Annotated in this window: 11 protein-coding genes and 1 pseudogene; 5 read left to right on the top strand and 7 right to left on the bottom strand. The window is 61.2% G+C overall.

What is annotated here, in order from left to right; all coding sequences use genetic code 11:
• Positions 1 to 2: 2 nt before the first annotated feature.
• The 5 genes from etfA to KVG85_RS21975 all read right to left on the bottom strand — a co-directional run bounded on the left by etfA (position 3) and on the right by KVG85_RS21975 (position 7,014).
• Positions 3 to 1,223 (bottom strand): electron transfer flavoprotein subunit alpha, encoded by a 1,221-nt coding sequence (gene etfA, locus KVG85_RS21995; protein WP_217865034.1) that lies wholly within the window; start codon positions 1,221 to 1,223, stop codon positions 3 to 5.
• The gene (dgcB, locus tag KVG85_RS21990) at positions 1,223 to 3,172 is read right to left on the bottom strand and encodes a dimethylglycine demethylation protein DgcB (RefSeq protein ID WP_217865033.1); all 1,950 of its coding nucleotides are present in this window, start codon (positions 3,170 to 3,172) and stop codon (positions 1,223 to 1,225) included. The genes etfA and dgcB overlap by 1 nt, the downstream gene beginning before the upstream one ends.
• Positions 3,173 to 3,324: 152 nt before the next feature.
• Positions 3,325 to 5,385, bottom strand: a complete 2,061-nt coding sequence (dgcA, locus tag KVG85_RS21985) for a dimethylglycine demethylation protein DgcA (RefSeq protein WP_024014595.1) — start codon at positions 5,383 to 5,385, stop codon at positions 3,325 to 3,327.
• A 15-nt stretch (positions 5,386 to 5,400) separates the two neighbouring features.
• Positions 5,401 to 5,931 carry a 4-vinyl reductase gene (locus KVG85_RS21980; protein WP_217865032.1) on the bottom strand — a complete coding sequence of 177 codons (531 nt, stop codon included), beginning with the start codon at positions 5,929 to 5,931 and terminating at the stop codon, positions 5,401 to 5,403.
• Positions 5,932 to 6,036: 105 nt separating this feature from the next.
• A complete protein-coding gene (locus KVG85_RS21975; protein WP_024014597.1) occupies positions 6,037 to 7,014 on the bottom strand; it encodes a dipeptidase in 978 nt (325 codons plus the stop codon).
• 231 nt (positions 7,015 to 7,245) lie between these two features.
• On the opposite strand from KVG85_RS21975, the gene KVG85_RS21970 reads away from it, so the two are divergent.
• On the top strand, positions 7,246 to 7,647 hold the full coding sequence (locus KVG85_RS21970) for a lysozyme inhibitor LprI family protein (RefSeq protein ID WP_217865031.1): 402 nt from the start codon (positions 7,246 to 7,248) through the stop codon (positions 7,645 to 7,647).
• Positions 7,648 to 7,657: 10 nt separating this feature from the next.
• A pseudogene (locus KVG85_RS21965) lies at positions 7,658 to 7,885 on the top strand (helix-turn-helix domain-containing protein); the annotation flags it as partial.
• 57 nt (positions 7,886 to 7,942) lie between these two features.
• Here the strand turns inward: KVG85_RS21965 and KVG85_RS21960 are convergent.
• Positions 7,943 to 8,908 carry a tyrosinase family protein gene (locus KVG85_RS21960; protein ID WP_217865030.1) on the bottom strand — a complete coding sequence of 322 codons (966 nt, stop codon included), beginning with the start codon at positions 8,906 to 8,908 and terminating at the stop codon, positions 7,943 to 7,945.
• A 229-nt stretch (positions 8,909 to 9,137) separates the two neighbouring features.
• On the opposite strand from KVG85_RS21960, the gene KVG85_RS21955 reads away from it, so the two are divergent.
• Positions 9,138 to 9,554: a DUF3010 family protein gene (locus KVG85_RS21955; RefSeq protein ID WP_217865029.1), complete on the top strand. Its 417-nt coding sequence runs from the start codon at positions 9,138 to 9,140 to the stop codon at positions 9,552 to 9,554.
• Positions 9,555 to 9,691: 137 nt separating this feature from the next.
• On the opposite strand, the gene KVG85_RS21950 is transcribed toward KVG85_RS21955, so the two are convergent.
• Positions 9,692 to 10,636 carry a GlxA family transcriptional regulator gene (locus KVG85_RS21950; RefSeq protein WP_217865028.1) on the bottom strand — a complete coding sequence of 315 codons (945 nt, stop codon included), beginning with the start codon at positions 10,634 to 10,636 and terminating at the stop codon, positions 9,692 to 9,694.
• Between the two features lie 190 nt (positions 10,637 to 10,826).
• Here KVG85_RS21950 and KVG85_RS21945 point away from each other — a divergent pair, with 190 nt between their 5' ends.
• Both KVG85_RS21945 and cdhC read left to right on the top strand, forming a co-directional pair.
• On the top strand, positions 10,827 to 11,771 hold the full coding sequence (locus KVG85_RS21945; RefSeq protein WP_217865027.1) for a choline ABC transporter substrate-binding protein: 945 nt from the start codon (positions 10,827 to 10,829) through the stop codon (positions 11,769 to 11,771).
• Between the two features lie 106 nt (positions 11,772 to 11,877).
• A complete protein-coding gene (gene cdhC / locus KVG85_RS21940) occupies positions 11,878 to 12,765 on the top strand; it encodes a 3-dehydrocarnitine:acetyl-CoA trimethylamine transferase CdhC (RefSeq protein WP_217865026.1) in 888 nt (295 codons plus the stop codon).
• Positions 12,766 to 12,821: the final 56 nt, after the last annotated feature.

Raw genomic sequence — 12,821 nt, 5'->3', positions numbered from 1 at the left:
CCTTAAGCCGCATCGCGCTTGGCTTCGTTGCGGTATGCCGCGACCGCTTCGATCAACGCTTGCAGAATCTCTGCGCTTTCGCCGATCACGGAAAGGTCGGCACGCTTGATCATGTCGCAACCCGGATCGAGGTTGATCGCCACCACCTTGTCGCAGGCGCCAATGCCTTGCAGGTGCTGGATCGCGCCAGAGATACCCACAGCCACATAAACCCGCGCAGTGACCCAAGTGCCGGACGCGCCGACCTGGCGATCCCGGGCCATGAAGCCGTCGTCCACCGCAACCCGCGAAGCGCCTTCGGTGGCGCCGAGGGCCGCAGCTGTTTCGTGAAACAGCTGCCAATCCTTGACCCCGTTGCCGCCGGAGAAGATGAACTCGGCTTCGGCCATCGGGATAGCCGCCGGGTCAACCGCCACTGCACCGAGATCCTCGATTCGCGACAGACTGCGCGCAACGCTTGTGGATAACTCCACTGGCAACGCTTCGTGACGGGTTTCGCTGACCGGCTCGGCGCATTCGGCAGCGGCGAGAATCAACCGCGCCACTGGACGCGCCAGGTCTTGCAATCCGGCCCCGGCGCGGCCGATGCATTCCTGATCCTTGACCTGCCAGACCCGCGTGGCCGGACGCTCGCCCAGTGCTGCAGCAAAGCGCCGGCCGAGTTCGCCGCCACCGCTGCGGCTGTCCGGCAGCAACCAGTGACGCGGGTTGAATTGATTATCCACAGCGCGCAAACCCTGCGCGCGTTGTTCCGGTGCATAACCGCTAAATTCATCGCCCTCGAGCAGCAGCAGGCGATCCACCCCGGCAGTGGCGAAAGCGTTTTCCTTGTGCTCGCCAAAGACCACCGCCAATACGGCGCCGTCCTGGCCAGCGAGTTGATGGGCGAGCCCAAGCAAGTCGCGATCGTGGCTGCTCAAGCGACCGCCGACCATGTCCGGCACCACGCTGATGTAGAACGCCGGGGTCGGCACTTGATGCAGCGGCAACTGCACTTCAACAGCAGCCGAGCGTTTGACTGCCCCGCCCTGCTGCGCACCGCTGCGGTCAATGCGTTTGATGCCGTTAGGGCCGATAAAACCCATGCCGTGCAGATTCTTGCGGATGACGCCGTTGGGCCCCATCCAGCTGTGTTGCGCCGGTTGCATCGCCGCGTGCAGCGGATGCAAACGGTTACGGGCAATCCATTCGGCGCGCGGGTCGCGGCGGATAATGTCGCTCATCAGTGCACCTCCGCAGGTTCACGTTTGGCCGGCGCGGCCGGCTTGCTTGGCGTGGCTTCTTCGAGCAACGCGTCGGCCACCAGTTCGGCGATGTCCTTGATCAGCGGACGCGGCTCGACCACGCCTTCGAGCATCGCCGTGCACTGTGGACAACCCACCGCCACCAGCTCGGCGCCGGTTTCGCGGATGTCTTCCATGCGCATGTCGGGGATGCGTTGCTTGCCCGGAATGTCGGTGATCGGCGCGCCGCCACCACCGCCGCAGCAGCGTGAGCGGAAGCCGGAACGTTGCATCTCTTTGACTTCGATGCCGAGGGCACGCAGCACTTCGCGCGGCGCTTCGTACTCGCCGTTGTAGCGGCCCAGGTAGCACGGATCGTGATAGGTCACGCTGTTGCCTTTGTGCTGACCGAGGTTGAGCGCGCCGGCCTGAATGATCTCGGCCATGTAGGTGCTGTGGTGCTGCACCAGGTAGTTGCCATCGAAGGCGCCGTACTCGTTTTTCAGCACATGGAAACTGTGCGGATCGCAGGTGACGATGCGGTTGAAGCTGTATTTGGCCAACGTCTGGATGTTGCGCTTGGCCAGCAACTGGAACGTCGCTTCGTCGCCGAGACGCCGTGCCACATCACCACTGTCTCGCTCTTCGAGGCCGAGCACGGCGAAGTCGATTTTCGCCGCTTTCAGCACTTTGACGAACGCGCGCAGGGTGCGCTGGTTGCGCATGTCGAAGGCGCCGTCGCCGACCCAGAACAGCACGTCGGTGGATTTCTTTTCGCTGAGCAGATCAAGGTTCAGATCCGCCGCCCAGTTCATCCGCCCGCCCGGGGCGAAACCGCCAGGGTTGTCGGTGGCGATCAGGTTTTCAAGGACTTCGGCACCCTTGTTCGGCGTCGCGCCTTTTTCCAGGGTCAGATGCCGGCGCATGTCGACGATCGCATCGACGTGCTCGATCATCATCGGGCATTCCTCAACGCAGGCGCGGCAGGTGGTGCACGACCACAGGGTTTCGGCATCGACCAGACCGTTGACGATCGGTTGGTGCGGATTGCCGCCATGCTCGCCGATTGGTTTGCCCGGATACGGGCTGCCGGCGAACTTCGCGTCAGTGCCGCCGGCGAGGCCGACGACCATGTCCTGGATCAGTTTCTTGGGATTGAGCGGCTGGCCGGCGGCGAAGGCCGGGCACGCTGCTTCGCACTTGCCGCACTGCACGCAGGCGTCGAAACCGAGCAACTGGTTCCAGGTGAAATCCTTGGGTTTTTCCACGCCCAGCGGCGCATCGGGATTGTTCAGGTCCAGCGGCTTCAAACCGGTCGAGCGCCCGCCACCAAAGCGTTCCGGACGGCGGTGCCAGGCCAGGTGCAGAGCACCGGCAAAGGCGTGTTTCATCGGCCCGCCCCAGGTCATGCCGAAGAACAGTTCCGACACGCCCCACAGCACGCCAACACCGAGGATGGCGGCGAGCACCCAACCGCCGAAGTTTTCCGGCAGGATCCCGGCAACCGGCAGGGTCACCAGGAAAAACGACGCGGAGAAGGCCAGCAGGCTTTTCGGCAGGCGCATCCATGGGCCTTTCGACAGACGCGCAGGCGGATTGACCCGGCGCAGATACATGAAGATCGCGCCGACAAACATCACCGCCGACATCAGCAGCAAGGCGTAGCCGAGGATGCGGTTATGCAGGCCGAAACCGTGCACCAGAATGGCCAGCACAATCGACGCCACCGCACCGCCCGCCGTGGCGACGTGGGTGTTGGCAATGTATTTGTCCCGCGCGACGACGTGGTGCAGGTCGACCATGTAGCGCTTGGGCATGGCCAGCAGACCGCCGAGCAGATCGACCTTCGCCGCCCGTCCTCGGCGCCACATGTTCATCCGCCGCAACGCGCCGAGGACCGCAAGGCCCAGGGCTGCGAACAACAGGATTGGAAGAAGGGTGTTCAACATGGTGAAGCTCCCACCAGACAGCCTGGAGAAACACGATCCGCTTTACTGTGGGAGCGAGCCTGCTCGCGAAAGCGTTGGGTCAGTCGACATCAGCGCCAACTGGCAGATTGCATTCGCGAGCAGGCTCGCTCCCACAGGGTTATGTGCAAGCCTTAAAAGTCTTTACACAGTCTGAGTGCGTCATAGATTGCGGCATGGGTATTACGCTGCGCCACGCAGTCGCCGATGCGGAACAGCAAGTAGCCGTCGCCCGCTTCGCTCAGCGAAGGTTGCGGCTGGATCGCGAACAGCGCTTCGACGTCGATCTGGCCCTTGTTGCGCGAGCCGTCCTTGAGGGCGTAGTAGATTTCCTCGTCCGGGCGTACGCCGTTTTCGACGACCACCTGATCGACCACCCGCTCCTCTTTCGCACCGGTGTATTCGTTCTCCAGCACCGCGATCAGCTTGTCGCCTTCGCGGTAGACCTTCTCCAGCATCATGTCGCCGGTCATGATCACTTCTTTCGGGTACATGCTGCGGTAGTAGGTCGGGAACGACGTGCCGCCGATGGCCACGCCCGGTTTGATGTCGTCGGTGACGATCTCGACCTGGCTGCCCTTGTCGGCGAGGAAGTCGGCGACCGACATGCCGGTGAACTCGCAAATGGTGTCGTAGACCAGCACGTTCTTGCCCGGCGCAACCTTGCCGTCGAGCACGTCCCAGCTGCTGACCACCAGCCCCTCGGCCGCGCCCCAGTGTTCGTTCTGCTCAAGGTACGGATGACCGCCAACCGCCAGCACCACCACGTCCGGACGCAGGTCCATGATGGTGTCGGCATCCGCCGCCGTGCCCAGGCGCAGATCAACTTTCAGCCGCGCCAGTTCCAGCTGGAACCAGCGAGTGATGCCGGCGATCTGGTCACGTTGCGGTGCTTTCGATGCGGTGGTGATCTGCCCGCCGATGAAGTCTTTTTTCTCGAACAGCGTGACGTCATGGCCACGCTCGGCCGCTACGCGTGCGGCTTCCATCCCGGCCGGGCCGGCACCGACGATGACCACCTTGCGTTTCGGCCCGGTGGATTTTTCGATGATGTGGGGCACGCCCATGTACTCACGGGAGGTCGCGGCGTTCTGGATGCACAGCACGTCCAGCCCCTGATACTGGCGGTCGATGCAATAGTTGGCGCCCACGCACTGCTTGATCTGATCGATCTGGCCCATCTTGATCTTGGCGATCAGGTGCGGGTCGGCGATGTGCGCGCGGGTCATGCCGACCATGTCGACGTAACCGCCTTCAAGGATGCGCGTGGCCTGGTTCGGGTCCTTGATGTTCTGCGCGTGCAGCACCGGCACCTTGACCACTTCCTTGATCCCGGCAGCCAGATGCAGGAACGGCTCCGGTGGATAACTCATGTTCGGAATAACGTTGGCCAGGGTGTTGTGGGTATCGCAACCCGAGCCGACCACGCCGATGAAATCGAGCATGCCGGTGTCGTCGTAATACTTGGCGATCTGCTTCATGTCCTCGTGGGACAAGCCGTCCGGGTGGAACTCGTCACCACACAGGCGCATGCCCACGCAGAAGTCGTCACCGACCTCGGCGCGCACGGCTTTCAGGACTTCCAGGCCGAACTTCATCCGCCCTTCGAAGGTGCCGCCCCATTCATCGGTACGCTTGTTGACGCGCGGGCTCCAGAACTGGTCGATCATGTGCTGGTGCACGGCCGACAGTTCGACGCCATCGAGGCCACCAGCCTTGGCCCGGCGCGCAGCCTGGGCGTAGTTGCCGATCACTCGCCAGATCTCTTCAGGCTCGATGGTTTTGCAAGTGGCGCGGTGCACCGGTTCACGGATGCCCGAGGGCGACATCAAGGTCGGCCAGTTGAAACCGTCCCAGCGCGAGCGACGACCCATGTGGGTAATCTGGATCATGATCTTGGCGCCATGCTTGTGCATGGCGTCGGCCAGATTCTGGAAGTGCGGAATGATCCGGTCGGTGGACAGATTGACCGAACTCCACCATTCCTGTGGGCTGTCGATCGCCACGACGGACGAACCGCCGCAGATGGCCAGGCCGATACCGCCCTTGGCTTTCTCTTCGTAGTATTTGACGTAGCGGTCGGTGGTCATGCCACCGTCAGTCGCGTAGACCTCGGCGTGCGCGGTGCTGAGCACGCGGTTGCGGATGGTCAGTTTGCCGATCTGGATCGGCTGGAACATTGCTTCGAAAGCCATGGCACGGTCCTCGGCTTACAACGGCTTGACGATAAACAAGCCGTCATCGTGGCCCTCTTCGGAGCCTCCGTAGACTTGTTCGGCCACAGTACGGATCTTGCTGCCACGGGCTTCGAGAATCTGGTCCATGGCGCCGGCGAACCAGCCGGTGAACATGTAATCGACCTTGCGCCCGACCTTGCCGTAGACATAGACGAATGCGGAGTGCTCGAGCTTGACGCTGGCGGTGCCTTTGTCGAGGTCGATGTCCTGGATCTTGAACAGGCCCCAGCCGCGCTGCGACAGGCGCTTCATGTAGTGTTCGAACACCGCGACGCCTTCCAGGCCGTGGCATTTGGCTTCTTTCTCACACCAGTGCCAGGCAGATTTGTAGCCGGCCTTGTAGAGGATCTCGGCGTAGGCTTCAGCGCCGAGCACTTCCTCGATGCCCATGTGGTTGTTGACGAAAAAGTGACGCGGCACATACAGCATTGGCAGGGCGTCGGAGGTCCAGACACCGGTCTCGCTGTCGACTTCGATAGGCAATTGCGGGGCGATCTTGGCCATGGAAACTTAACTCCAGAAAAATGATGGTTCAGTGTTGGCCGCGGCCCTCACCCCAGCCCTCTCCCGCAGGAGAGGGGGCAGATCGGCGGCGGTCTTGAGAAAGCGTTATTCGCCCCAGACGTTCTTAAGAACGCTTACCCAGTTCTCGCCCATGATCTTGCGCACCACGCGCTCGGAATGGCCGCGCTTGAGCAGGGTTTCGGTGAGGTTGGGGAATTCGCCGACGGTGCGGATGCCCAGGGGGTTGATGATCTTGCCGAAGCTGGTCAGGCGGCGGGCGTAACCCTTGTCGTGGGTCAGGTATTCGAAGAAGTCCTGGCCGTGACCCTGAGTGAAATCGGTGCCGATACCGATGGCGTCTTCGCCGACGATGTTCATGGTGTATTCAATGGCTTCGGCGTAATCGTCGATGGTCGAATCGATGCCCTTGGCGAGGAACGGCGCGAACATGGTCACGCCGACAAAACCGCCGTGGTCGGCAATGAACTTCAGCTCTGCATCGGATTTGTTGCGCGGATGCTCTTTGAGACCCGATGGCAGGCAGTGCGAGTAGCAGACCGGTTTTTTCGATTCGAGAATGACTTCTTCGGAGGTCTTGGAACCGACGTGGGACAGGTCGCACATGACGCCGACGCGGTTCATCTCGGCAACGATCTCGCGACCGAAACCTGACAGGCCGCCATCACGCTCGTAGCACCCGGTGCCGACCAGATTCTGGGTGTTGTAGCACATCTGCACGATGCCGACGCCGAGCTGCTTGAACACCTCGACGTAGCCGATCTGGTCTTCGAAAGCGTGGGCATTCTGGAAGCCGAAGAGGATACCGGTCTTGCCCTGCTCCTTGGCCCGACGGATGTCGGCGGTGGTGCGCACCGGCATCACCAGGTCGCTGTTTTCGCGGATCAGTTTCTGGCTGGCAGCAATGTTGTTCACGGTCGCCTGAAAGCCTTCCCACACCGACACAGTGCAGTTGGCCGCCGTCAGACCGCCCTTGCGCATGTCTTCGAACAGCTCGCGGTTCCATTTGGCAATGATCAGACCGTCGATAACGATGCTGTCGGCGTGTAATTCGGCTGGGCTCATCAGGCGTCCCCTTATTGGCGATTCATGCGCCGAATCGTCTGCCGGCGCTTTGGGGCCAGCATATGCCTCGGTGCCGGGGCGACCGGGTGCAAAAACGACAGGGGAATTGCCGAAAGCGTCAATCCGCGACAAAGGGTCGTCGGCCGCCCTCCTCGGCTGGCTGTTCAAGCCCGCGCGCTTGCGCCAGAATCTGCCGCAGCCTGCACCTACCAACGGATTAGAGCGACCCCAATGAAATCGATCTTCCTCGCCCTGGCACTGATTGCGACCGGCGCCCACGCCGCCGAAGAATCCGAGAACAACCCGTGCGACGCGGTGGAAAACGACATCCAGACCCTGGAATGCTCCGCCTACAGCCGCAGCACCGCCGAAGACCTGCTCAAAGACAACTACGCCAGCCTCAACGAACGCATGCAGACCGCCTACGGCAAGAACCCGACGCAACTGGCCGACATCACCGCCAAACTGAAAACCGCCCAGCAGCAGTGGCTGAAAACCCGCGATGCGGATTGCGCAGTGGAAGCGTTCCCGGCAACTGAAGGCAGCAAGGCGTTCAAGATTGCGCAGAATGACTGCGTGGCGCGGATGAGTGATGAGCGGTCGGAGTTTTTGGAGTCGATCGGGCAGGAATAAACATACAAAGGATAAATCAATGATTCCTCATGAAGTGGTCAGCCATATGGTTGATGGCGCAACACCGATCCGCGCCTGACGCGAACATCTCAACCTGACGCAGGAAGAAGTGGCGAAGCGCATGGGTATATCGCAACCGGCGTTTGCCCAGCAGGAAACAGTCGCCAAACCCCGCAAGGCCACCCGCGAGAAAATTGCGGCGGCCTTTGGAATCACCTCAGAGCAGCTTGAGCTCTAAACGGCGTGATTGCCTGCTGTAATAGCCAGGCATTCACACCGCCACCCGCTGCCCGCATCAGTCGTGAAAAGGAGACCGAGGTTTCGCCTGATCGAGGATCAGACGTGGCCCCTCATATTCATACCCCAGGTCAGCGATATCGCTCACGTCCCGAGCAGTCTGGGCAAACGGCTCGAGCAAATCATCGTAGTTATGTCCTTTCGGACCATTGACCAGCGGCGCGTAATGCGGCACCCAATGTTCGTTGCTCTGGAGCATCAGTGACTGCCAGTCGGCCCAGACTTTGTCGACAAAACAGTGATGCAGAAAGAACACCGGATCATCTGGAGAGGTCATCGACAGCATATTGCCGCCCACCCAGAGGTGGACGCGGTTATGCAGTTGCGAACCCGTAGTGGTTACCTGCGGATCACCGCGCTGGGTGATCCAGCCTTCCAGACGGTTTCGGAAGCCGCGCACAGTCGGGCCGGAATCATAAGGCGGGGTGTCGTAGAGGCTTTCGCGTAACGCCACTTGCAGATCTTGCGGTGTCGGCAGTGAATTCACGACCAGCCCGAACTGGCGCTTCAGACCAAGACCTGGCAAATCATCATCCGGATAGGAGGGAACCGGCCACTTGCCCTTTTCATAAGCGAACGGCCCCGTTGCTACACGCCAGCCTTCGTGCTCTACACCATTACCACCCATAAAATCCTCAGCCCATACCGGAGAATTGACCGGATCGGCAGCATCTTCAGTCCAGTTCCAGTAAGGAATCGTGATGGAGGGGTTGATCGCCTGAAGGTCATTTTCGAACTTCAGCAAAAATGCCCGATGCCAGGGCAGGAACGAAGGCCCCCTATGAGCGCCATTACGGTAGTTTGGATCGTTTGGTTCATGTGGCAAAACCGTGGGCTTCATGACTTGGTGATGCAGGTGCACATACTCATCGTATTGACCTGCCTGTTTGAGCTGGAGGCAGGCATCGACGAAGTTGTCTTTTTCACTTGGGGTCAACGAACGAATGTTCTTGCGCAGCTTCATGTCTTCAATCCCTTGAGCGAGGTCAGGTATGGAAAAGGGCGACATTCGTCCCAATCCCCCGACAATCAAGCTAGGCGCCAGTCGGGAGCGCGTCTACTGTCAGAAATTACAGGTCGACAACGATTTCCGACCAGCGGTCTGCTCCGCTGCCGCACCGACGCGAGGTGACTTGACCGCCCGACTGCGTCAACATGACCGCCATCCAATTCGCTCATAAGGTCACTCGCCCATGAACATCTGCGGCATTGAAATCAAAGGCAGCGAAGCGATCATCGCCTTGGCTGCGCTCGACGGCTCAGCTTTGAGCCACGTTCCCCTTGCCACCAGGAAGATCGCCCTCGACGACGATGACGAGGCGGCGAATGTGCGTCGGTTTGCGGCGCAGGTGGCGTCGTTTGTGCGGGAGAACTCGGTGGACCGGATCGCGATCAAGAAGCGCAGCAAAAAGGGCGAGTTCGCCGGTGGGCCGACGACGTTCAAGATCGAAGGCGTGTTTCAGTTGCTTGATGGGTGCGAGGTGATGTTGTTGTCGCCGCAGACGATCAATGCGCAGGCCAAGAAGCACAATTTCGAGCTGCCGGAGACGCTGAACAAATATCAGCATGAGGCGTACAAAGCGGCGTGTTCGGCGTTGGTGAAGAAGTAAGTTTTTTTTCAGACAATGAAGATCCAAATGTGGGAGCGAGCCTGCTCGCGAAAGCGGTGAATCAGTCAATCCTGTATTGACTGACACGCCGTCTTCGCGAGCAGGCTCGCTCCCACATTGGTTTTGTGTGCATCCATTCAGGCCTGTGCGGTACGCCGGTCTTCCCTAGGGCAGCGGGCGAAACGCGCGCGGTAACTGCGGGTGAAATACGACGGAGATTCAAAACCGCAGGCAATGCTCACTTCGAGCACGCTCATATCTGTCTGGCGCAGCAATTGCCGGGCCTTCTCAAGCCTTAACCGCAGATAGAAGTTGCTCGGCGTATCGTTCAGATGCAGCCGGAACAAACGCTCCAGTTGCCGCCGGGTCACCTTGATCGACTCGGCCAGTTGCAGCGTGGTCAGCGGCGGTTCGCTGTGCTGTTCCATTTCGCCGATCACCTGCACCAATTTCTTGTTGTTGATCCCGTAACGCGTGGCGACTTCCATGCGCTGGTGATCCTTGCGCGGGCGGATGCGCCCGAGCACAAACTGCTCGCTGACCTGAATCGCCAGTTGCGGGCCGTGGGCCTGGGCGATCAGGTCAAGCATCAGATCAATCGAGGCCGTGCCACCCGCCGAGGTGATCCGTCGGCGGTCGATCTCAAACAGTTCCTGGGTCACGCTGAGCTGTGGATAAGACTCCTTGAACGCATCGATCGCCTCCCAGTGCAGGGTCAGGCGATGGCCATCGAGCAGGCCTGCTTCGGCGAGGACGAAGCTGCCGGTGTCGATGGCGCCGAGGGTTACGCCGTCCTTGTCCAGCCTGCGCAACCAGTGCTCCAGTGTCGGCGTGATGAGCTTCAGCGGTTCGAAGCCGGCCACCACCAGCAAGGTCGCGCCTTTCTTCAGCGGCTCCAGTGCCGCATCGGCGTTGACCGACATGCCGTTGCTCGCCAATACCGCGCCGCCATCGGCGCTGAGCACATGCCAGCGGTACAACTCGCCGCGAAAGCGGTTGGCCACGCGCAACGGTTCGATCGCGGAAATAAAGCCGATGGCGGAGAACCCCGGCATCAGCAAAAAGTAGAAATCCTGGGACATGGGCGCACTCGGTTGGCGGACGCGTGGCTTGTTGATACGCCGATTGTCGGCGGCGTTCAAGCGTGCAGGTCGCTACAGTGCAAATGCCAGTCGCCGCAGTGCGCTTTCACGGGTGCATAGCTGCGTAACTTGGCCTCACCGGCGCGCAGACGCCGGGAACCACAATAATCGAACTGCCGAGGAACCCGACATGAAACGACTGATCAGCAGCTGCGTTCTTGCACTCAGCGGTACCGCTTTCTTCAGCACCGGCGTGATGGCGGCCGAACCGGCCTCCTGCAAGAACGTCCGCATGGGCGTGGTCAACTGGACTGACGTGATCGCCACCAGTGCCATGACCCAGGTCCTGCTCGACGGCCTCGGCTACAGCACCAAACAGACCAGCGCTTCGCAGCAGATCATCTTCGCCGGGATCCGCGATCAGCGCCTGGACCTGTTCCTCGGCTACTGGAACCCGCTGATGACGCAGACCATCACGCCATTCGTCGAGGCCAATCAGGTGAAAGTGCTCGAAGCACCGAGCCTGAAAGACGCCCGCGCCACCCTCGCCGTGCCGACCTATCTGGCTGACAAGGGCCTGAAAACCTTCGCCGACATCGCCAAGTTCGAGAAGGAACTGGGCGGCAAGATCTACGGCATCGAGCCAGGCTCGGGCGCCAACACACAGATCAAAGCGATGATCGCCAAAAACCAGTTTGGCCTGGGCAAATTCCAACTGGTCGAATCGAGCGAGGCTGGCATGCTCGCCGCCGTCGACCGCGCCGTGCGCCGCAAGGAAGCCGTGGTGTTCTTCGGCTGGGCGCCGCACCCGATGAACGTCAACATTCAGATGACCTACCTCACCGGCAGCGAAGACGCCCTCGGCCCGAACGAAGGCATGGCCACGGTGTGGACGGTCACCGCGCCGAAATACGCCGAGCAATGCCCGAACATCGGCCGCCTGCTGACCAACCTGACTTTCACCGCCGAAGCCGAGAGCCGGATGATGCAGCCGCTGCTCGATCACAAGGACGCCTTCGAGTCGGCGAAGCAGTGGCTCAAGGATCACCCCGAAGACAAACAGCGCTGGCTTGAAGGTGTGACGACTTTCGATGGCAAACCGGCTGCTGAAAACCTCCAGCTGACCAGCAAATAACCCTTTATTGAAACCCCCTCTTCCAGATGGGAGAGGCAACTGAACCACGCTTCGCAGCCCCGCCACGGGCTGCGGACAGACCCATCACGCCTGAAGGAAACGCACCATGAACCACGACGTCATCATCACCTGCGCACTCACCGGTGCTGGCGACACGACCGCCAAGAGCCCACACGTGCCGGTCACCCCGAAACAGATTGCCGCTGCCGCGGTGGAAGCGGCCAAGGCCGGCGCCACCGTCGTGCACTGCCATGTGCGCGACCCGCAGACCGGCAAGTTCAGCCGTGACGTGGCGCTGTACCGCGAAGTGATGGAGCGCATCCGCGAGGCCGACGTCGACATCATCGTCAACCTCACCGCCGGGATGGGCGGCGACCTGGAAATCGGCGCTGGCGAGAAGCCGATGGAGTTCGGCCCGAACACCGATCTGGTCGGTCCGCTGACCCGTCTCGCCCATGTTGAAGAACTGCTGCCGGAAATCTGCACCCTCGATTGCGGCACGCTGAACTTCGGCGACGGCGACACCATTTACGTCTCTACCCCGGCGCAACTGCGCGCCGGCGCCAAGCGCATCACCGAGCTGGGCGTGAAGGCCGAACTGGAGATTTTCGACACCGGGCATCTGTGGTTCGCCAAGCAGATGATCAAGGAAGGCTTGCTCGACAACCCGCTCTTCCAGCTGTGCCTGGGCATCCCGTGGGGCGCACCGGCCGACACCACCACGATGAAAGCCATGGTCGACAACCTGCCCGCCGACGCGGTGTGGGCCGGCTTCGGCATCGGCCGCATGCAGATGCCGATGGCGGCGCAAGCGGTGCTGCTGGGCGGCAACGTGCGGGTCGGGCTGGAAGACAACCTGTGGCTGGACAAGGGTGTGCTGGCGACCAATGCCCAATTGGTTGAACGCGCCACGGAAATCCTCAGCCGCCTCGGTGCCCGGGTGCTCACGCCGGCGGAAGGCCGCCAGAAAATGGGCCTGACCCCGCGCGGCTGATCCATCACCCATTTCACCTGTAGGAGCTGCCGAAGGCTGCGATCTTTTGACTTTGA

The organism is Pseudomonas triticicola (genome assembly GCF_019145375.1).
In the GTDB taxonomy this organism is placed as follows: Bacteria; Pseudomonadota; Gammaproteobacteria; order Pseudomonadales; family Pseudomonadaceae; genus Aquipseudomonas; species Aquipseudomonas triticicola.
Note: the sequence above shows the minus strand (reverse complement) of the source record. Positions and strands in the feature narration are given on the sequence as shown.

Bases quoted from the DNA above. Each gene is read 5' to 3' on its own strand.
- etfA (WP_217865034.1), bottom strand. From the start codon at position 1,223: ATGAGCGACATTATCCGCCGCGACCCGCGCGCCGAATGGATTGCCCGT.
- dgcB (WP_217865033.1), bottom strand. From the start codon at position 3,172: ATGTTGAACACCCTTCTTCCAATCCTGTTGTTCGCAGCCCTGGGCCTT.
- dgcA (WP_024014595.1), bottom strand. From the start codon at position 5,385: ATGGCTTTCGAAGCAATGTTCCAGCCGATCCAGATCGGCAAACTGACC.
- KVG85_RS21980 (WP_217865032.1), bottom strand. From the start codon at position 5,931: ATGGCCAAGATCGCCCCGCAATTGCCTATCGAAGTCGACAGCGAGACC.
- KVG85_RS21975 (WP_024014597.1), bottom strand. From the start codon at position 7,014: ATGAGCCCAGCCGAATTACACGCCGACAGCATCGTTATCGACGGTCTG.
- KVG85_RS21970 (WP_217865031.1), top strand. From the start codon at position 7,246: ATGAAATCGATCTTCCTCGCCCTGGCACTGATTGCGACCGGCGCCCAC.
- KVG85_RS21960 (WP_217865030.1), bottom strand. From the start codon at position 8,908: ATGAAGCTGCGCAAGAACATTCGTTCGTTGACCCCAAGTGAAAAAGAC.
- KVG85_RS21955 (WP_217865029.1), top strand. From the start codon at position 9,138: ATGAACATCTGCGGCATTGAAATCAAAGGCAGCGAAGCGATCATCGCC.
- KVG85_RS21950 (WP_217865028.1), bottom strand. From the start codon at position 10,636: ATGTCCCAGGATTTCTACTTTTTGCTGATGCCGGGGTTCTCCGCCATC.
- KVG85_RS21945 (WP_217865027.1), top strand. From the start codon at position 10,827: ATGAAACGACTGATCAGCAGCTGCGTTCTTGCACTCAGCGGTACCGCT.
- cdhC (WP_217865026.1), top strand. From the start codon at position 11,878: ATGAACCACGACGTCATCATCACCTGCGCACTCACCGGTGCTGGCGAC.